This is a genomic window from Limosilactobacillus antri DSM 16041, assembly GCF_000160835.1.
GTDB classification, from domain to species: domain Bacteria; phylum Bacillota; class Bacilli; order Lactobacillales; family Lactobacillaceae; genus Limosilactobacillus; species Limosilactobacillus antri.
Genome location: NZ_GG700735.1, coordinates 91,084 through 112,051 on the forward strand (window position 1 = coordinate 91,084; position 20,968 = coordinate 112,051).

A 20,968-nucleotide genomic window follows, 5' to 3' on the forward strand; every position below is an offset into this window, starting at 1 on the left:
AATCGCATTATAGGTTTTAACATTGAACATAGTCGTCACCCTCCTACTGGTTTTCTTTTTCAAACTTCGCCATAAAGTCGCGGAGGGCTACTGCCCCTTCGTACGGCATCGCATTGTAAAGGCTTGCCCGCATCCCGCCAACTAAGCGGTGCCCCGCTAAGTTCAGCAAGCCCGCCTGCCGAGCCTCCGCAATGAAGCGCTGGTCCAGTTCCGGAGTGCCGGTTGTAAACGGGATGTTGGTAAATGACCGGGCCGTCCGGGCGACCTTATTCGTAAATAGCCGTGAATTGTCTAAGAAATCATAGATCAGGGCCGCTTTGCGCTGGTTTGCGGCCGCTATTGCCTGAACGCCGCCTTGTTCCTCCAGCCAGCCCAGTACGAGCTTGGCAACGTAAATTTGAAAGACCGGCGGCGTGTTCAGGGTCGATGCCTTGCGGGCCAGGGCCGCGTAGTTCAACATGCTGGGGAGGCCCTGATCGGCCGCCAGCAGCTGGCGTTGGGCAACCACAATCGTCAGGCCAGCGGGGGCCAGGTTCTTCTGGGCACCGGCATAGAGCAACGCAAAGCGGTCAAACTGGTACTCCTGCCCCAGGAAGTTCGAGGAGAGGTCCCCAACTAACGGCACCGTGGTCGCTGGCAAGTGGTGGTAGCTGGTCCCGTAGATCGTGTTATTAGCGGTGATGTGGAGGTAGTCATACTTGCCGGCGGGCAGCTGCGGCACCGCGGGGATGGTGGTGAAATCCGGACCGGCGTCAGTCACCTGGTCGGCCTGGAGGTGGGGAATTTTGCGGGCCTCCTCCAGTGCCCGGGCCGCCCAGTGGCCGGTATTGGCATACGCCGCCCGGTGGTACTTGGTTGCCAGATTTAAGGGCACCATGGTAAATTGCAGCGTGCCGCCGCCCTGGAGAAAGAGCACGTCGTAGCGGTTATCAAGCTTTAGGAGCTTCAAGACCCGCTCCTTAGCCGCCGCATAAATGTCGTTAAACAGGGGTGACCGGTGAGAAATCTCTAAAATACTCTGGTGACTGCCCCGATAATCCAGAAGCTCGGCCTGGACCTGTTTGAGCACCGGCCGCGGTAAAACTGCCGGGCCAGCGGCGTAGTTATATACTGTCATTGACACTGCCTCCTCATTTTTTGCCAAAAAGAAAAGCCCCCACTATGGTAAGTGAGGGCACTTGTTTACTTTCAACGGTTTGATCGCCCTCACAATCATTAGTGAAGGCCAACCCAAAAGACCAGCCTTCTAACTGATAGAAGACTGTGAGGATGATAATGCGGTAAATGGAACTAGTAATTGCATAATTCTTCCTCCGATCTCATGGATTATTAAATCGATATTCATATTTTAATCTATTTTTAATTTATTGTCAATGATTTGCTATAATAAATTTAACGCTAAAGGAGGATCCAGCAATGACCGAATTCTATCTTATCCGCCACGGGCAAACCACGGCGAACGCATTGGGACTAAAGCAGGGCACAATTAACGATGAGCGCACCTACCTTTCCGCACGCGGGAAACAGCAGGCGCTGGCGCTCGCCCGCCACTTTCATCCCGCTAATTTAACCGCCCTTTACGTTTCTCCCCTCCACCGCACCAGACAGACCGCGGAAATTGTCAACGCCGCGCTGAGGCTGCCGGTAACGGTTGACGAGCGGCTCCTGGAAATCTCTTACGGGGACTGGGACGGGCAGTCGAACGCTAAACTGATGCAGGCATACCCCGACCTTTTTTACCCCCTGATTAACGACGTGCGGCCCAACTATGCCGCCACTGCTCATGGCGAGCGCTTCACGGACGTGGAAGAGCGGGTCCGCGACTTTACGGCAGCGGTTGTCAAACGGCAGCCGCACGACCGGGTCCTCGTGGTAACCCATGGCTTTACCGTCCGTTCATTTGCCGCCAACACCACCGGTGCGCAGGGGCTCGCCCTGCTCGAGCCGGCCAATTGCAGCGTCACGAAGATCGTGGTTGAGCCGCAGACCGGCGCACAGCATTTAATTTACTACAACCGGGTTATCGACAGTCAGTTTTAGGCTGCTTGAGTGCAAGCCCTCGAAACCAACTGACCCCCAGGGTTCGGCGTTACCGAGCCCTGGGGGTCGCATTGTATCTTGAGAGAGTGGGAAATAACCTCCTCGACAAGGCGTATGGATAACCTAGAACGATAGTTGGCACGGTACGGGCCGGCTAGCGTTCGTAGTTAGACACTAGCCTTGTGGTTATTTTCCACGTTATCTTTGTAATAGTTAAGAACTAACATAAGGCTGGTGAGAAAACATAGTTTTTCTCCCAGCCTCGTTCCATTTTGGGGTCCGACGAGCCGTGAGCTGCGCCGGGCGGGTGCCGCCAGCCAAGTGCGGTTGGGTTCTCGCCCCAGCCTATCCCCGCTTCTTGCTCAAGCCGGCTAGGCCGAGCATCCCGAGCAGGCTGGCAACTCCTAAGCTGATTGCAGCACCGCTATTGGCAGCACCGGTTTGCGGCAGCGTCTTGTCACTAGCTGTCTGCCGGTCCCCCTGTGCCGGGGCGGGTGTCGCCAGGGCATTATTCGGGAGCGTTGGGCGGCCCGGATTCAGCGTGGAAGCATCGTTCCCCGGCTGGCCCGGTGTAATTACCGGTTTCTTCACCAGGTGAATGATAATCGGCTTATTTTGGGCCGTGAAGGTATAGGCAGTCGGCAGCGTTTGGCCGGGTGCCAGCACATAACCAGCTGGAACGGCGAGCCGCAGCTCAATACTGGTCCCGGTCTTGCCGCTAATGGTAATTACCGGTCCCACTTGGCGCTGGTTGTTGCCGTCGTCAACAAACTTGATGGTGTTGTGCTCATCAACCGGCTGGTAAACCACCGTCCTGGTGAGGTTGTCACTGTCCGGGGTGACCGCCACCGGCGCAATCCGCGGTTGGTCTGGAAGATAACCAGCGATGTCCGGACTAGCCACTTCCGCAAAGGTGTGCTGACCGTCTTGTGACCAGGCGCCCATATCCGTATTCGTCACGAGGTCGTGGAGCTTGGTGCGGGTAAAGGTCACGGTCTGGACCTGGTCGGGCTTTGCCGTCGTGCCATCAGCATATTGGTAGTGGACAGTTTCCGTGACCGTTCGGGATTCATTGGCGGAACTGGTCCGGTGCTTTAAATGAACTTCAAAGCGGTTGGTCAGTCCGTACTTAGTCCCCGCGGCGAAGTTATTAGAAACGAGTTCATAGTTCTGGGCCTGGTAGCCGCTAACCCTGGCCTCCGGATCAGTTGCAAAGCTGATAACCGAGTGATAGTCCCCGTGGGCCTGATCCGTTGCTAAGGTTGCACCGGTCGTGTCATCGATATAGCTAATCGTGGCCTCTTCAGTATCGGGAACCATCGTAATGTAAGTGATCGGGTAGCCAACGTCATTTTGCGGCATATACGGTGTCGTGCCGTCTTGCATAGATTGCTGGTATTGCTGCTGCGCAATGGTTGTCCCGGGAATCATGGTCCCGTACCCGGAGCGATAATTCGGCGTGTAGTAGACCTGGATACCATTCGACATGGGAGAAAAGAAAATACCGTCAACGCTGGGAATGGAAGACTGGGCCGACTGGTCAATGATACTCTTAACGTAGTCTTCAGCACTCATGTTTGCCTGGAGCACCGTCGGGTTTGCCAAGGAAATCCACTTATACGAGCGATTACTTGGGTCCTGCACCAACATCTTCAAATCATGATAACCGGTAGTATCAAATCCCTGATAGTTGCCAAAGGAAAGTTTGGCATGGGAAATGCCGTTTGTGCCACCATGCTGATTTTCCGCAAGGTTAAAATCAAACGTCAGCTTTACGTTTAAGTGGTTGGCCTTTTGGAGGCCTTGAACTTGAGACAGCAGTTGATCAGTACTCTCACCCTGGTAAGCAGTCAGGGTCCCGTCTAAGTTATAACTGATGTTGCTAGCATAGTTATAGTGCGGGTAAAGCGGGTCCACTTGCCCATCACTGTTTGGAACTAGGGTCCCGTAAAGCAGGTGTGCGTGCTCAACCAATTCCTGGTGGTTAGGATCGCTTTGCGGATTGGTGATCCCCTTGGTATAAGCTTGAGCCAGCTGGTCTGCATAGGCGGGGTCCACTTGGACAATTGGCGGTAGCGCAATCGGAATGTCAAGGTTTTCGTGAATGATATTGTCTCGAACGTGAATCTCAAAGGCCAGGTCACGTTCAGCAATCTTCCCGTCAAAGCCGGTGAAGCCATTGCTTACCAGTTGGAAGGGTGCATACTTCCCGTCAGTATGCTCGTTGCCATTGTAGTCATACCAAACCTTGGTCAGCTGTGCCAGCTCATCATTAACGGGATTACTTAACTGGTCAGCAGAAAGGCGCGCGCCAACCCGTCCCGTAACGTTGAACGAGTCATTAAGCGTTTCCCCCGTGCTATCGTCGATGATCTTTACGCTAACCCGGTGGCCGACAAACTTTAAGTGTACCTTGTAGAAGTTATCACCGGTATTGAAGACAATGTTATGCCCATTGGTCGAATCGGAAACCAGGTCATAGCCTAATTGGTAATACCTTGCGAGAGCGTCCTTAGTATTGTAGCCAGAATCCTCGCTAAATTTGCCCTGCAGGCCGATTTCCCGCAAGACCTTGCCGTTATCGGAATCGTCAATGTACTGGACCTTCCCGGCTTCATTATTCGGCGTGTAGGTAACCGTTTTGACGATGTCAGGGCTGGCGGTGCTGACGGTCACGGCCGCAACCGAAGTTTGATCCGGGGTGTAGCCAGTAATGGCGGGCGTCGGAACTGCAGGTAACGTGTCCGTTTCCCCCGTTTCGGACCAGCTAATCTCGCCAGTGAACGGGTTCTGATAGCCAGTGCTCAGGAAGCTCCGTGACTTCTGCACCACATCAGCGCTGGCTGGGGATCCATCGGCCTTGACGTAGTGGATCGTCTCCGTGATCTAGTGGTTTTGGGTAACCTGCTTGGCCACCTTCCCCTCAAAGACAACCGCATCCCCGTCAAAATCGTACTGGACCGGCTGCCCAAATTCAGCGGTACCGTTAGGGTAGCCCGCTGCATAGGCCGCAGTGGAATTTTTAATCGTCGGGTGTGCATAATCCAAGACCATGTGTTCAGGCAGCAGCAGGTGGTCGTTGGTCGTCAGGTCACCAGCACCGGTCATAAAGTCGGCGCGCTTCATGGTGTCCGTGCCATCATTGTAAGTAACCGTCTTGTCCGGCAGCGCGACGTAATGCTCCCCGCCAGCGGCATCGACATAGTGAACGAGGGTCTTGATTGCCGACTTGCCGGTAACGGTTAACTTGGCCGACGCCCGGTCCCCAGGATGGATTACCACTTTGGGCAAGGCTTCCCCCTGTTTGGGATCGGTGCTGTAAATAACGCTCGAGGCGTAAATTATTTTGCCGACGTGGTCGTAGATGTGGTTGTCGACCATGTTCATTGTTACCCGCGCCGTGAGCGGCCGGTCGAGCTGGGAAGTGAAGACCACCTTAACCGCTTTAATCTGGCTCCAGTCGGTAACCTGGTCGGCAGTCAGTCCGGTCTTACCGGCCAGACTAGCGGCACCCTTGTCGAGGTCCGCACGGTCGGTGTAATAGGTAATCGTCGCCAGATTGGACAAATCCGTTACGGTATTCGGATCGGTGAGGGTTACCGGGCCGGTCAGTACTGGCGTGAACTGGCTCTTGCCATCGTTGGTGCTCGGCAGGTTGATTACCTGGGTGGCGTTGTCAATCTTCGTATCTGGATCGGCGTTAATCAGTGAGCCATAGACCCTAAAGTGGGTGGGGTCGGTTCCATCAACCCTTTGGACCGCCGTCAGACTAGGGGTGCTGTAAGTGTTGCCCTGGGTCATCGTTTCCGAGCTGGTACCATCTGCCGTGTTAATCGTCCAGCTTGAACGGCCATACGCATCATCGCCGTTGTTGTAGGAAGCCGTTTGGACGTTAATTTGTTCTTCCTGCATTAGGGCTTCAAAAGTGGCCTGGTCTCGGGCTTCAAGGTGGGCCGCTATCGGGTGGTTAACATTGCTAACGTTTTGGTTCAAGTTGTCCGCCACCACCATAAACGGGGAATGCTTGGTTGAAGTCAGGTAGTCAAGCCCGTTATTGTAGTGAACAATAACCGAAAAGCCCTGCTTAACTTCGGGATAATTAGAGAGGTCCACTTTTAAGAAGGTATGCCCGTTGACGGAAAATGTCGTAACGCTCTTCGGAATTAACTGTTCCGAATCTGGGTTACCCCACGTAGCGGTCAGCCCGGTCTTAATTTCCAGCGGTTGGCTTTGGTCCCAGATTGCATTGTCCGGCACTTGAATGTACATAATCGGGTGGGCCAGCCGCGGCAAGCCATATGCTGAAGCAGCCGCTTCATAGGTGATGTTTCCGGCGTTCATGGCACCAGGATTTTGCTGGGCCTGGCCAAGAATCTCAGCCATATAGATTCCGGACTGGTCATTTTCTTTGTAAGTGGTTAACCGGTCGTAAGCAGAATCGACCAGGGTCGGCTGCAGGTCGTCAGCCTGAAATGCCGTTTTCAGGACTAGCAGGTCCCCGCTCCTAACCGCATCACCGTTAGGATAAGCTTTAGCCAGCGCAAAGTTGGTCCCATGGCTCATACTAAAACTAAGATCATCATCATAGCTGTAATGAGCATACTTAACCGAAACGGAACGAATGGCCTTCGCCGTTTGCCCGGTAATTTGGCCCATGGCCGGGATGGACTTGATCCATTCCGTAGAGCCGTCGGTGTAGGTGATCCGGATACCATAACTCGGGTCCAAGTCCTTAATCCCCTGGTTATTGCTCGACATCGCCAGGGAATGGACGTTAATCCCGTCCGGAATTTGCAGCGAAATCACCAGGTTGTCGACCGGGATGTTGGAGATCGGCGTGAACGTGGTCTGGAAGCCGGACCCCGTGTTCGTCCGCTCCTTGTTGACGGTAACTGTTCCCGCCGGTACTCCTTCATCTTTGTTAACATAGTCAGCGGTGTAGCCCTGGGTAATCTTGACCAAATTGCCCAGGTTAAAAAGGCCCTTAATGCCGAGGACCGTTTGGTTAAGCGAACCCGCGTTTTGGGTGATGGAGTAATTATTCTGGTCGGTCAGGGTAATCGTCGGGTGGTGGAGGACCGTATTATAAGCACCATTGGCGAAGGCCTGGTCAGGAACGTTATAGCGACCGGTTAGGTAGATATTCACTGACTGCCCGTTGGAAAGGAGGGCCCGCAACGGGGAAGTGCTGCTGACGGGGAGGTCCAGGGTTAAGGTGTTGTTCGTAATCATCGCAGCGGTAACGTCAAACTGCGCAAGCACCCTAGTCTCGTTGTTTACGGTGACCTTGAAGGCAATTTCCGTTGGCTGGTAGTATTTTGGCAAATCATGGTAAAGCAGGGTCAGGTGGTTTAAGTTATCATTGGTGGTCGCGACGTCGGCTGCACTAGGGCTCATCGCTGTAACTAAGTCCACGCCGATCTCACCATTATTAACGTTTTCAAGCGGGTAGCTGCCCGTTTCCGAAAAGCTAAACGGTTTCCCAATCGTCTTAATCGTAAAGCTGCCAATCTTGGTGCCATTTTTCGTGACGTAAGCATGGTTGATGATCTTTTCATACGAACCGGCATTGGCCAGCCCCGCAACAATGTTGGATAAGTGGAGCGTAATATTTTGCCGGAGGTTACCGCTGTTAATAAAGTCATCGGTGATCACGTAATAGTCAGGAGCCGCGCTGTCAAAGCTGGTGGTCCCGATGGCAGTCGGGAGGCTCTTGATGTCCGAATTAGTAAGGGAAATGCCGCCCTTGGGAATATAAATCTGGTACCGGTCCCCAGACTGGTAATTGTTGGTGCTAAACGAGAGGGTTGTATCGGCATTAGCGGCATCGAGCTGGTCGTTGGTAAGCGTAACCTGGGCTTGGTCACCATCAGCCAGTTTGACCGCTTGCGGCTTTCCGCTGCCCACTTCTTGCTGGTTAGCATTGCCATCCTGGTTTGCCGGGACTTCAATCACGGCAGCGGCCTTAGCCGGGGAATCCGCCCTGTTGGTTTCTTCCGCTAGACCCGTCGCCGCATTCAGTTGGGACGCCAAATTAGCGGCCGCCGGGTCCGCAGTGCTCGTTGCCTGCCCCGTCTTAAGCGTGACTTGATTGCTTGGCGAGGAGGCCGCGGCTGGTTCTACCGTGGCCGCCGCAGACTTAACTGGTGTGGCGGCGTGAACGCTGGTGGGGCCTTCCAAGTAAACCAGTGTCGACAAGAATACTGACGTAACACCGATGGAAAGTTTGCGTAAGCCATAGTGCGGGACTTGTTTCGTATTTTGGGACAACTTATTCCTAACCATAATTAATCACTACATTCTTTCTTTGCTTTATCCATCAAAACAGCGGCTTTTACAAGCTATTATTGCACAAAAATGACGCCCCAGCACCCTTTTCTCCGGATCTGCTGGTCACTTGCGGCTGGGCAAAGCCAAGGGGCGCCTGACGGCTAGTTGTTTTCCCGGTTTCCTAGTTCCCAAAAAGCCAGGGCCGAGGCTGCGGCGACGTTCAAAGAATCGACCCCCGCAGCCATGGGAATTTTAATTGTAAAATCACTCTGGGCAATCGTCTGCTCTGCGAGGCCCGGGCCTTCCGAGCCAAGGATAATGGCCAGCTTATCCACCTGCGCCAGCTGCGGGTCGTCAATTCTAACGGTGTTGTGGCGCAGGGCCATGGCGGCCGTTTGGTAACCTAAACGGTGAAGCAGGCGGACTCCGGCGGTTTGCCAGGTGTGGGCGTCGATGTAGGTCCACGGCACTTGAAAGACGGTCCCCATTGCGACGCGCGAGGAGCGCCGGTAAAGCGGGTCGGCGGAGTCGCTGGTTACGATGATCCCGTCGATACCGAGTGCGGCGGCCGAACGAAAGATGGCCCCCACGTTTGCGGGGTTAACGATCCGTTCAAGGACGGCGATCCGTGGGTGAGCCGCCGGCAGCGTTGCCAAGAAGTGGTTGAGGTCCGGGCGCGGCACCCGGTACATTGCGGCGAGGGCCCCGCGGAGAAGGTTGTAGCCAGCTAGCTGGCTGATCAGCTGGTTGTTGACGACGTAAATAGGTGTTTGCCCTAAGCCCGCGGTTTGGTTGGCCGCCATTTCATGGTCGAGGTCGGCCAGGTCGCGAGCTAAGACCTTTTCTTCCATTAGAAGAGAAGCCGGGCGGTAGCCGGCGCGCAAGGCCCGTTCAATGACCTTCGGACTTTCCGCGATGAAGAGGCCGGGCTGCGGGCCCCGGGCATGAAAAAGCTGGGCCTCATTGAGCCGCACGTACGGGTCCAAATCGGGGCTGGCGAGGTCTGTGAGAAAAATTAAGTTACGCATACTGAAGTTCCCTTTTTGCTTGAGAGGACTTGCTCTCTAAGATTTATTGATATTATAGAATATCTAGCCGGGCTTAGCTAACCATTAGGGAAGTTAAAGCCAGCTGGGTTTGGCTACGAAAAAGGGGCTGTGACAAAAGTCATTTAAGACTTCGTTTTCACGCCCCGCGAGCGCAAATATAAAAAAGTACCAGGCTTCGCTTTTTGAAGCCCGGCACCAATTGTCTCTGCCGATACAATACCTTATATCTTAAATTATTGAGAATTAGTCCCCGATTGTAGTATCTAGGTGTAGCTTAGCAAGTTAAAAAAGATCCGAATGAGTACCAATTCCTGTCAAATAAACTGTATTTTTATTTGTTCGAATATAAAGGAGTAAATGATCTCCATTGTGACCATCAAAATGTAAATCTAATCCTCTGATTTTAAGGTCAGTCAAATCGCCAAATCTATTTCTTATTTCCTGACGTTGCTGTTTCGTTAACGTAATTGGATGCTCATAAAAATAATCGGGTATTGTTTGGTCATTTAAAAAGCATTCAATAACATATCTCCAAGGTGAACGGTGGTCATTTTCAAATGGTACCTCACCATAGAAAATATTATGCCAGCGTGGATTCTTTTTTACCTTTTTACGCTGCTTTTTAAATCTGCCTGTAGGAATCCACCTTACTCATTTAATAGCTTCGCCAATTCATCATAAGAAGAGGCACTCTTTAAGTGAGATTTTTTCATATCATCAATAGCTTCATCAATTGATGACATTGTTTCGGCATTTGGGATTCCCCAATACTTAGGGAGCCCGTCGTTAGCAACTGACGATAACATCATTCGGATAAAACTTGAAATGGACAAACCGTGTGCGGCTAATTCCTTGCTTGCTTTTTCTTTAACATCAACTGGGACTCTACTATCTACTCTTGCATCCATGCTTATCACCTCGTCAATATTGCATGACATATGACACACAAATTCAAATAAAAAAGCTTGGTATGTCGCTACATTAGTATACCAGGATTCGCTTTTGAAGTCCGCTGGTATTACAGGCTTATGTGTTCTTAAAGTCGCTTTTTAGAGTAGCTCAGCCCTTGATGTAAAGGGATTTCACCTTAAACGTGTTAAGATTTTGTGTTAAAAGCATTTTCCATAATTTAGCACTACTTGTACCAAATTTGGTATAATAGTACCAAGAACATTATCGAGGAGTTGATTCACAATGACGAGTGTTAACGAAGTAATGGCTAACTACGATACCAACATCACCAATATTTCAGAAAAATCAGGAATTAGCAAAACAACGCTCAGCAACGCCTTCAAACGCCCCATTAATACCTGGACGATCCGGATCCTCAACGGGGTCGCCACGGCCATTAACGAATCGCCCGAAAAGTTGCTGCACCTCCTGCAAGGGGACCAATACTCATTAACAATCGACGACCAGGCACAAACCATCCAGGGCGTTAAAATTGCTGACCAAGCGACCTATCAAAACATTAAGTTCACCGTCAAAAGTAACGTCATGGAGGGCTGGCAACCTTCCCGCGCCGACATTGAAGAGTTAAAAGCCTTTGCTGAAACCAGCCATCCGGAGCTAGGCCAAAAGTTCAAAGACATCTTTGGTGACTGATATGACCGATGAAGAACTGAAAGCCCGGTTTCTTTACCCCAACGGCACCCTCCGCAATAAGCTTAACTTACAAGATACCGGTGAATTAAGGACGGTTGAATACCGAACCACGGCTCATAACGCCGTCTGGCTGTTGGAGCATGGATACGTTATTAAAGGGATCGACGATTTTGCGAAAATCCACCGCTTCCTGTTTAGTGGTATTTATGACTGGGCGGGCCAATTTCGCAATTACTACCTCGCCAAGGGCGGCACTGACTTCATGCCACCCACGGCGTTTGACACGGCCGTTACTAATATTACCCGCCAGTTAGACACAATTAAAACTACCGCTAAGCCAACCGTTAAGCAATATGCTCAGCTTCTGGATTCGCTTAATTACCTCCACCCCTTTAGGGAAGGCAACGGGCGAACCACCCGCTTATTTATTCAACTACTCGCCACCAATCACCGCCAATGCATTGATTACAACCGGCAAGATCATGAAGTGATCACGGCCTTAAACCAATCCGACCTGGCAAAACTCGAGAAGTTTATCAAAGTCACCGAGATTGACGACCGGCAAGCGGCTTTTCAGCAGGCCGCCAGAAAGTGCCTATTGGATATTCAAAAGGAGGAGCATTAGGGACCACTTTCGATGTGCCAAGCCTTTTTAGTTCCATGATTAAAGAACAGAGAGAAATTTTGATTATGGAAAAATTTAATGTGCCAATTGCAACCACTCAGAGTGACTTTTATAATCACCTTAACGACTACCTAGATCGAGTTACCGACGGAAATCAAACCGTCTTAGTAACGCGGCCTAACCAACGGGCTGCCGCTGTTATTTCCCAGGATCAGCTTAACACTCTACTTGAAGCGGTTCCTGCAAAGGAAGATTCATTGGAATACACTGTTGCGCGCGACAAGCTGATTAATATGCACGTTCTCCCTGACGATCCAGTTGTTGAACCTGCTGCCGACTACTGGAACAGTTTCAAGCCAAAGGATAAATTAAAATAATTCAATTCTCACCATACAAAAAGACCCGTCAATTACGACGGGTCTTATTTTTTAGGGGGGGGAGTTATCTAAATAGCTTAGTTTTGCTTACGCCGAATACCAGCCAGGCCAAACATTCCCAGCATCGTCACTACACCCAATCCCACTAGACCAGCTTGGTTGGCATCGCTGGTTTGAGGGAGCTTGCCATTATTGAGGTCAGAACGTTTTAAGCTAGTGTTAACCATGGAGCCGGTTGTTAAACCGTCACCGTTGATTCCACCATTAACTTCATTATTAGTCTTCACGATCTGACCATTGACCACTGTGTAGCCTGGCAAGACATGACCATTGGCGTCCACGACTTGACCATTAACAATCTTGGCACCGTTAGGCAGACCTGTGATAGTACTGCTAGTCTTGTGGAGTTCAGGGTTGTACGTCGCGTGGAGCGTTACTTGTTTAGTTACTGTTGATCCATCAGGGAAGGTGATTAGAACATCTTCGACGTAATCGCCAGCCGTGTTAGCATCACGTTGAGCCTTAGCGCTGTCCTTCCAAGAAATAGTTGTACCTTCAGGAAGCGTATCACCAGGAAGTGCCGCGAGGTTCATGAACATATTAGTGATTTCACTGTTTTCACAGTGCTTGGCGAAACTGTTAGCCAGCTTCAAGTCTGGCAGAGCGTCGCCTTCCTTAATCGTGAAGCTGTCATTAGCCAACTTGACACTGTCGCCGTACTGTTGAGCGTCAGAAATCAAGTGAGCGACGGCATCATCATAGGCAGCCTTCTTGGCATTGTAGTTAGCAGTGGCCGCATCAAGGGTGTCGTGAGCCTTCTTAGCGTTGGCCCTAGCTGATTCAAGACTTGCTTGGGACTTAGCCAGCTTGGCCTTGGCACTGTTTAAAGCGTCAGTCTTTTCTGCTAGCAGATCTTCGGCCTTCTTCGTGTTAGCCTTAGCTTGGTCAAGCAGTGTCTTAGCGTTTTGCAAGTTGTAAAGCGCCGTTTCAGCAGACTTGGCCTTGGCTTGTACCTTGGTTAAGGCGTCTTGCTTAGCCTTTAAGTCGGCTTGAGCTTGTGTCAAGGCGGCCGTCTTGGCGGTGACATCGTCATGGGCTGACTTAGCCTTAGCAGTATCGTCGGCTAACTTTGCCTTAGCGTCTGCCAGAGCCTTTTGCTTTGCGGCAACGTCTTGTTGTGACTGAGCGTAAGCCGATTGCGCTACCGAGAGATCCGCTTCAGTCTGCGAAGCTTTAGCCTGAGCGTCCGCGAGGCTCTGCTTAGCTTGGGCGAGGGCCGTCTTAGCGTCATCAAGGCTTGTTTGAGCGGACTTGGCAGCTGATTGAGCCTGACTGAGCTTTGCCTGAGCACTGGCAAGAGCAGAAGCGGCATTATCAGCATTAGTCTTTGCGGATGTTTGTGCAGACTTAGCCTGGTTGAGTGCGATTTGGGCATTGTTGACCGCCGTCTGGAGGGCAGTAGTGTCAGTAGCACTAGACTTGCTGAGGCCGTAGTTGGTGCTGTTTAAGACATCATCACTAGGCCAACCGCTAGAAAGAATGGCGTAGTTGGCACCTTCTTCATTGGCTTTGCCAAAGAAGTTAGTCATGGCAAAACCGAAGAGGTCGTTGTTGTCTTGGTTAGGGTCTTCAGTTCCTAAGATTAGACCATCGGCATAAGTGTACTTTAAGTTCCATGAATTACCTGGGTTGATAGCACCGTTAGTTAATAGAACTTGGGCAGCAAGGTTCTTTAAGTTTCCGAGATTGAGCAGATGTCCGGCTTGATTAGTAGCATAAAAACCGTCCTTGCTAAAGTTGGTGTTAGCTTCTATTAAGTCTGTTAAGTGGAAGTCCGCATGGAAGTTTGCCATGTTGGCTGGATTGCTACTGTCGTTAGTGTTCATGGCCTGTTTAATAGCATATTCAATAGCGCTCTTGTTAGGAACCGCAATGTTGTCAAAGCCCAGTTGTTGGTGAACACCGTTAACCAGGGCGGCGATGAATTCGTTGATCTGAATCGTCAGGTCATCATTAGCATTTTGAAGTCGGGTCAAAACTCCGTGGATGGAACTCATATTTGACGTATTAGTAAGAATAGTATTGTTATCTTGAGCAGTTGGGTTATAAGTAATGGTGATACCGTTTTGCATTCGTTGCTTAACTCCATCGCTGTGGTCGCCGTTCTTCCACTGGGCAGCGGCAGCCTTGGCATCAGCAGTGGCCGTAACAGTAATGCCCCAGCTGGCAGGATCAGTGATCGAACCAGCACTGGCCTGAGATTTAGCAGCATCGAGTTTGGCCTGAGCGTCGTTTAATGCCTGCTGCTTGGCGTTAACGTCGTTGTTAGCCTGAGTTAAAGCAGACTGGGCCTTGGTATTAGCATCAGACTTGCTGTTAACATCAGCCTGAGCGTCATTGACCGCCTTTGTAGCGTTATCAACGGCGGTTTGAGCGTTATTTACGGCGTCGGTCTTAGAAGCGACTGCATCATTAGCTGACTTAACGTCGGCTTGAGCTTGATTGTCGGCCGCTTGAGCCTGGTCTAAAGCTTGCTTGGCACTAGTGATGTCCATGGCTTGGTTAACCGCGTTTTGGTCAGCGGTGACTTGCTTGTCGGCTTGACTAGCATGCTCCTGGGCGTTTTGTAAGTCAGTTTGGGCATCAGTAGCCGTCTTAGCGGCGGCATTGACGTCTGCTTGAGCGTTCGCAACGCCTTGCTGAGCGTCAGTTTGCGCCTGACTAGCTTTTGCGATGGCTTCTGGCGTTGCCTTGTCCGCATTGGCCTGGGCGGTTGCTTCTTGAGTCTTAGCATTGTCGACACCCTTTTGGGCTGCGTCAACGTCGCCTTGGGCCTGCGAAACGGCTGCTTGGTCATTGTTGACCGTCTGTTGAGCCAAGCTGATAGCGTTATCGGCAGAGGTTGCAGCATTTTGGGCAGTGTCTAATTCGCCCTTGGCCTGAGACATTGCTTGACCGGCCGCCTGAGCGTTGTCTTGAGCGACTTCTTGGGCAGTCTTAGTTGATGTTTGATTAGTTTCAGTAGTGGCACTCGTTGCTGGTTGACTAGCGGTCGTATCAGCATGGGCGGTTGTGGCCGCCATCCCGGCGGTGGTAACGGCTGCTGCCGCGGCAGCTAAAGCGAGTGACTTGTGGTTATTCTTGATGTGTTGTGACATTTTATTAACTACTCCCCTCAGAATAATGTATCAACGCAATTATATGCGAGGATTCAGTGAAAATGTTGAGATTTCAGCGATCTAACAATTGCTTCATGGTAGGAACAATCAGTAACGAGTTATTCCCTGCTTCGGCGGTACTGAACTTTAGAGAGCATTACAGTCACTATTCTTAAAATGCCTAAGATAGCAAGCCACTTACGATTTTAGAGTTCAAACATACACATCACACAAGATTTTAGCCCCCAAACTGTTGATATATCAACAGCTCCCTTTTTCCCTAATAAGCACACGGGATATGTTTTAAATTTGTGTAGCTGCTTGTGTTTGAAATAGTAATTCACAACTTTTCAGAACCATTCGCACTACTCCTAAAGCTTACAAAAAAGCCTACATAACAAGCTTTTACGGCTTGCTTTGTAGACTTCTAATCGGTTATAAGCCCTATAGGCGCTGTTTTGTAAGTAAGAACTATTCTTCTATTCCTCGCTTAAACGTATCAAAAATCAACTGATCCTTAATTACTTCTCGATCTGGAGTTAAATCCCATGGTGAACCTGCCCGATGGGTTTGCTTGCTTAGTCGAGCAGCGTTGTAGTTAATATAATCTTCATTCACTTTACTTAGAAGATCCACAATCTCGCTATCTTGTGAAACTAGGCTATAGTCATCCATCGCTTCTTTATCTGGTTTATCAATATCCAGAACAGTCTGACCATTAAACTTATCATGTACTTCCGTTACTAATGGACCATATTGAAAGTGAACAATTGTTGAAGAAAATAATTTATTTCTGGTTGCGACTAAAAATCTCCCATACGCAATGTATAGCAGTTTAATGACCTTCATTTGCGTTAACGGGTCAATATTTAAGTTACTATCTCTTTCAAAGTAGTTTTCAACCCGGAGCCAATTTGCTAACTGTACAGCCGTAAACTTAGGCTGTTCCTTTTGTGATTCAACAATACCATCATTATTACTTAGATAAGAATTAACCTTTGAAACCAACTCATCAGAGTAATCATTCTTTTCATCAGCAATATATTGTTGGAGCACATCATCGTTAGCAATGAGTGATTTTAACAGTCTATTATTAGCTTTAGTTGGGAATGCACCAGCTTCGTAAAGTGCAATCGTGTTTGGACTTAATCCAGTTAATTCAGCTAAATTACGTTGGGACAGTCCCACCTTAGCACGGTATTGCTTTAACTCTTGTGGTGACAGTAATCCCATCTCAGCACGATATTGTTGACGAGCTATTTCGGCAGCTTGATCATCCAGCTCCTTATCTGGAATCAGTTCATTGGTGTTACTGTCAAAAAGAGCCGGTGCTGTTACCGTGTACTCATGTCCATTGATGGTATAAGTGGTTGTAAAGTTCTTTTGGTAAGCCATATGAACCTCCTCCTTTAATAATCAAGATGAAAACTGATGAATACCACTTTTTGGTTATTCTCAGTAAATACAAACTTAATGTAATAAGTCTGCCCATCACTAGTCTTAAATACCCAAACAAATTGTAATGGATTATTTCGATTAGGTTCATGTTTGACAAAATCGTTAATGGATAACTGTCTAACAATTTCCTTAGCTAAAGTTACAGAAACCGGCATTGCCATTCTACTTTGTCGTTGAACCATATAAAATCGATCATGATTCACAAGAAATTTCAATCTTGCTAATGCTTCACCAACATCCATTACAATCCTCCTAGTATTATTGCTTTATTATTATAGCATGCTGGCAATGTGTTTACTACTAATTAGTAGCAGCAATTGCAAAAGCAAGTATCTTAATCAAAATTCGCAAAATGATCAAGATACTCTGAGCATGATTAAGATATTTCAGTTCTCTAAATTCAACACGCAATTATCCTGGATACACCAATATCCGCCCCTGTAAAGCAACGCCATAGACAACGAAAAAGCCCGTAATTCCAACGATAATCGCCGGTATTACAGGCTTATGTGTTCTTTGACCCCAAAGAAGTCAGGCCTCCCGCAGAAATGCCCGACCTTATTTCAACTAACCGTGTTTATCAAGATTAGTCACGTTTTTTGTGATCCACTAAGCTTAGAAGAAAGGCTAGTCCCAATGTTAACAAGCCAACAATTGCTAACTTTTGCTGAGCATCACCCGTTTGCGGCAAGGTTGACTGATTATTATTCAGTGTCCTTGTTGCCTGTTTAACAGGTTGTTCGCTCGCTGACTCAATGACGGTCTGCTGCGAAACAGCTCCTGTCAATGACGTTTGTTGTGGTAACGCTTGGTAGGTAACGTTGATAGTTTGGTCCTGCCAACTATCCACTTCATCAGGTGAAACCTGCTCTGCCGGTAGCTTATCAACTGATGAGCGGTAACCAGCGAATTGCGGAATTAACACTTCATCAAAACCATCGTTAGTAGTTTGTATCAGTCGCCAATCCCCATAGGTCACTTGCTGGTTAACTGTATCAACATCTGCCGTCCGGCTAAAGTGTAGTGTCTGCCGAATCACTTGGCGACGTCCGTTCGGTTCGTTAATAACGATCGTCCGGTGGAGCGTCTTATTCAGGTCATTATGAGTCAAGCCATCTGGGAAGTGTTTATCTGTTGTTCCCGGAATTACACTGCCCGGTTCTACTGACTGACCCGGCTGAACGGTGATGTGTCCGTGGCTGATCGGCACAACAACATTATCGGTTGACGCCCCAGTAAAAGTGATTTGACTAGGCACCTGGTAGTCAGGGATAGTTACCCAACCATCAGGTATTTCAGATGGTACATCCACCGTCTGGTCCGTTTTACCCTTAACTGTCGTAGTGTGGACTGGTTGACCATCCTTTCCCTCATAAATAATGTGGGTTGTCTGGTCGTTAGCCCGATAAGTTACATCAACTGTTGAACTGGCCGTCTCTGGAGTAACCGTTTCAGCTGGTACCGCCCCACTGGGGGTATAACCAGCTACCGGTGGCACAGGAACAACCGCAAATTCGTGTTGACCGTTCTCGGACCATTGGCCATAGGTTACCTTACCGGTGACTTCATCGACAGTTGCTGTCCGGGTAAAGGTGGCCTTTTGTGTTTGGGTAGTTGGCGCCTGGTTTGGTTCCGTAATCGTTATCGTTCGCGTAACTGTCTTATTCAGGTCGCTCTCGCTGACCCCGCTCGGGTACTTCTTTTCAGGATTATCCGGCAAAGAATCACTTGGTGTCTTTGGATTAGTTGGGATAACTGTCGTTGTGGCATGTTCTACCGTCACATCGACTTCTGGAAAACCAGTAGCCGTTGCCGTTTCACGCTCAGGAATCTGTTGTCCCGCACTGATCTTCCAGCCAACAGGCACCTGCGGCGTAATCGCCACGCTGTCGCCAGTTCGGCCGCTCAGGGCTGTCGTACCAATCTGCTTTCCTTCACTATCCTTGTACACAATTTGACCACTTTGCTGGTTAGCGGTGTATGCGATCTTGACCGTAGAGCTATCCGTTGTTGGCGTAACCGTTACAGCTGGAACCGCGCCACTGGCGGTATAGCCCGCGATTGGCGGCACAGTAATGGCTGCAAACTCATGTTGACCATTTTCTGACCAATCACCATAGGTCACCTGGCCAGTAACTTCATCCACGGTTGCTGTCCGGGTAAAGGTAATACTTTGAGTTTGTGTCGCTGGGGACTTCCCGGGCTCCGCAATCGTGACCGTCCGTGTAACCGTCTTGTTCAGGTCGCTCTCGCTGACCCCGCTTGGGTACTTCTTTTCAGGATTATCTGGCAATGTATCACTTGGCGTCTTAGGTTCAGCTGGTGTAACCGTTATCGTCGCATGTTCCACCGTAATCTTAATATCTGGATTTCCAGCAGCTGCAAACGTCACACTCCGCGGAACGGACTGCCCAGCAGCTAATTTCCAACCCACTGGAACCTGGCCTGTGTATGGAACCTGTTGATCCGTTACTCCGTGAACCTCATCAGAACGAAGCACCTGCCCGTTACCATCTTGGAAGATAATCTGCATAGTCTGTGGGTTAGCCTTGTAAGAAATATTAATTGTTTGATTCGTCTGATCTTTGCCAACCGTTACTGCATCAATCTTCGTTTGGTTTGCCGTATAACCAGCGATACTAGGCACAACGACTTCTTTCCAGCCAGTATTATCCGTGGACCAATCACCATAAGTGACTTCTCCAGTAGCTTCATTAACTGTAGCGTCACGGAAAATCCTGGCAGTTTGCGTAATCGGAGTTATAGCCGGATGACCAGCAGGTGCCTGAATATTAATTGTCCGGGTGATTGTCTGGTTTAAATCATTCTGACTAAGCCCATTAGGGTACTTCTTTTCGGGATTATCTGGTAAGGGATCCGTAGATGTCTTCGGTTGATCATGAGTAACAGTGATTGTTATCGGAGTATAAGTAACATCAAGAGTGGATACGCCACTGTCGCCATAAGGAATATACTGTTGTGCATTCATCTGTTCCCAGACAGATTCATTTTTAACAGTCGCTTGTCCCTGAGGATTAGTTGTCGCAACTACGTTACCATCCAAAGTAACCGTTGTCGTATACGCCGGGATCGTCGGAATTCGCAACGGATCAACTGTTGTCATTCCAGAATGGTCTCGGACATAATCATCAGCATCCGGTGAATCTAGAAAAACAGGACCTACTCCCCATTCACAGGTACCATCAGCATATTCCGTCAGCTCAACAAACTTATATCCCGTTTTAGTATCATTGATTGTTTCAGGATAATTATCCTTGTTCCGATAGGCTGCTGGATAGTTCATATTAGCAATAAATCCTGCACTTGCTTTAATCACATGGCTTGAAGGATCAGGATAAGATGGCTGGCCACTAGCAAGTGGTGGCAACGTCCCGTTTTCATATGCTAATTTATAAGCATTATAGGAGACGTTATAATACCTAATATCTTGGTCAGACCCGTTTGAAGCCCACCCCGCTGGCAAATTATTAGGGTCAATCCTAGTTACAGACCGGGGTGCAATGCCGGTGTTTTCTTGTTGCCCATTCTGGTTTGAAACCGCAACAACAGTGGGCTGTGGCTGTTCTGTCAGCTGTGCATTCGTTGTAGAAGATTCTGAGTTAGTTCGCTCACCCTTTATCGTCAGCTGTTGTGTTTGGTTTTGATTAGTTACCTGCGTTGATGATGTCGGTTCCGTGGAAGTCGACACCGTTGCGGCATGTGCACTAATACCAAAATATAGAGTTGTGCTCAGCAAAACTGATGCAACACCGATACTTAGCTTACGAATTCCATAATGTGGAATTCGACGAGAATCAGCGACCATCTTATTCTTAATATTTTTCTTTGAAACCATAAATATCCTTCTTCCCCAAAATCGTCGCTAAAGTTACTACTCTTTTATTGTACTCTATAAATTTTATTTTTTATAGCATGAAACCGTTTTCTATTTTTGTGAAAGTTGGTAATATTGCTATGTGTTTAAAATTTATTTAATCAACATCTAGAATCAGCTTTTAAACGGAATAAATATGTACTATCTATTCCGTTCAAAAAAGTAACCTTAATCAATAATGATTGGCATTGTTAAGAATAAACCTAATAGCATTATCAGAGGGATTAATTAAGGACAACCCCAAATAGAAGTTCTACATTGTCGTTAACTGGAAGAATTACCAAGATTCAGACACTCGTTGCTTAGCAAAACTTATTCGATTTTCTTATTAGTACTTCTGGACGAAGGACCACAAAAAAGCCTGTACTAGCAACATTAAACGTTGTTAATACAGGCTTCTCACTGTTATTAAGTGCTGACTAGAGGATTCGAACCTCCGACCTCATCATTACTAGTGACGTGCTCTGCCAACTGAGCTAAGTCAGCATCAA

At 48.9% G+C, this 20,968-nt stretch carries 13 protein-coding genes, 1 tRNA gene and 1 pseudogene; 4 read left to right on the top strand and 11 right to left on the bottom strand.

Annotated features, from left to right (window positions below; genetic code table 11):
* Window positions 1–43: 43 nt before the first annotated feature.
* The gene (gene serC, locus HMPREF0494_RS08595; protein ID WP_007124567.1) at window positions 44–1,117 is read right to left on the bottom strand and encodes a 3-phosphoserine/phosphohydroxythreonine transaminase; all 1,074 of its coding nucleotides are present in this window, start codon (window positions 1,115–1,117) and stop codon (window positions 44–46) included.
* A gap of 299 nt (window positions 1,118–1,416) precedes the next feature.
* Between serC and HMPREF0494_RS08600 the strand changes: the two genes are divergently transcribed.
* Window positions 1,417–2,040 carry a histidine phosphatase family protein gene (locus HMPREF0494_RS08600; RefSeq protein ID WP_007124568.1) on the top strand — a complete coding sequence of 208 codons (624 nt, stop codon included), beginning with the start codon at window positions 1,417–1,419 and terminating at the stop codon, window positions 2,038–2,040.
* 345 nt (window positions 2,041–2,385) lie between these two features.
* On the opposite strand, the gene HMPREF0494_RS08605 is transcribed toward HMPREF0494_RS08600, so the two are convergent.
* The 4 genes from HMPREF0494_RS08605 to HMPREF0494_RS08620 form a co-directional block, all read right to left on the bottom strand.
* Complete coding sequence (locus tag HMPREF0494_RS08605) at window positions 2,386–4,926, bottom strand: mucin-binding protein (RefSeq protein WP_338034742.1); 2,541 nt, start codon at window positions 4,924–4,926, stop codon at window positions 2,386–2,388.
* Window positions 4,927–8,325 carry a YSIRK-type signal peptide-containing protein gene (locus HMPREF0494_RS08610; RefSeq protein WP_007124570.1) on the bottom strand — a complete coding sequence of 1,133 codons (3,399 nt, stop codon included), beginning with the start codon at window positions 8,323–8,325 and terminating at the stop codon, window positions 4,927–4,929.
* A gap of 146 nt (window positions 8,326–8,471) precedes the next feature.
* Entirely contained in the window at window positions 8,472–9,338 is an 867-nt protein-coding gene (locus tag HMPREF0494_RS08615; protein ID WP_007124571.1) for a TrmH family RNA methyltransferase, read from the bottom strand.
* Window positions 9,339–10,006: 668 nt separating this feature from the next.
* On the bottom strand, window positions 10,007–10,267 hold the full coding sequence (locus HMPREF0494_RS08620) for a type II toxin-antitoxin system RelB/DinJ family antitoxin (protein WP_040459000.1): 261 nt from the start codon (window positions 10,265–10,267) through the stop codon (window positions 10,007–10,009).
* A gap of 286 nt (window positions 10,268–10,553) precedes the next feature.
* On the opposite strand from HMPREF0494_RS08620, the gene HMPREF0494_RS10825 reads away from it, so the two are divergent.
* The 3 genes from HMPREF0494_RS10825 (at window position 10,554) to HMPREF0494_RS08635 (ending at window position 11,966) form a co-directional block, all read left to right on the top strand.
* The gene (locus tag HMPREF0494_RS10825) at window positions 10,554–10,964 is read left to right on the top strand and encodes a helix-turn-helix domain-containing protein (RefSeq protein ID WP_007124574.1); all 411 of its coding nucleotides are present in this window, start codon (window positions 10,554–10,556) and stop codon (window positions 10,962–10,964) included.
* Window position 10,965: 1 nt separating this feature from the next.
* Complete coding sequence (locus HMPREF0494_RS08630) at window positions 10,966–11,589, top strand: Fic/DOC family protein (RefSeq protein WP_007124575.1); 624 nt, start codon at window positions 10,966–10,968, stop codon at window positions 11,587–11,589.
* Window positions 11,590–11,669: 80 nt separating this feature from the next.
* Window positions 11,670–11,966 carry a type II toxin-antitoxin system Phd/YefM family antitoxin gene (locus tag HMPREF0494_RS08635; protein WP_040459005.1) on the top strand — a complete coding sequence of 99 codons (297 nt, stop codon included), beginning with the start codon at window positions 11,670–11,672 and terminating at the stop codon, window positions 11,964–11,966.
* A gap of 77 nt (window positions 11,967–12,043) precedes the next feature.
* Here HMPREF0494_RS08635 and HMPREF0494_RS08640 read toward each other — a convergent pair whose 3' ends face one another.
* The 6 genes and pseudogenes from HMPREF0494_RS08640 to HMPREF0494_RS08660 form a co-directional block, all read right to left on the bottom strand.
* Entirely contained in the window at window positions 12,044–15,124 is a 3,081-nt protein-coding gene (locus HMPREF0494_RS08640) for a Rib/alpha-like domain-containing protein (protein WP_007124577.1), read from the bottom strand.
* A gap of 471 nt (window positions 15,125–15,595) precedes the next feature.
* A complete protein-coding gene (locus tag HMPREF0494_RS08645; RefSeq protein WP_007124578.1) occupies window positions 15,596–16,519 on the bottom strand; it encodes a type II toxin-antitoxin system antitoxin SocA domain-containing protein in 924 nt (307 codons plus the stop codon).
* Window positions 16,520–16,533: 14 nt separating this feature from the next.
* Window positions 16,534–16,824 (bottom strand): type II toxin-antitoxin system MqsR family toxin, encoded by a 291-nt coding sequence (locus HMPREF0494_RS08650; protein ID WP_007124579.1) that lies wholly within the window; start codon window positions 16,822–16,824, stop codon window positions 16,534–16,536.
* A 344-nt stretch (window positions 16,825–17,168) separates the two neighbouring features.
* Window positions 17,169–19,706: a mucin-binding protein gene (locus HMPREF0494_RS11050; protein WP_225430236.1), complete on the bottom strand. Its 2,538-nt coding sequence runs from the start codon at window positions 19,704–19,706 to the stop codon at window positions 17,169–17,171.
* 597 nt (window positions 19,707–20,303) lie between these two features.
* A pseudogene (locus HMPREF0494_RS11810) lies at window positions 20,304–20,438 on the bottom strand (YSIRK-type signal peptide-containing protein); the annotation flags it as partial.
* A gap of 452 nt (window positions 20,439–20,890) precedes the next feature.
* Window positions 20,891–20,963, bottom strand: a tRNA-Thr gene (locus tag HMPREF0494_RS08660).
* Window positions 20,964–20,968 lie beyond the last annotated feature (5 nt).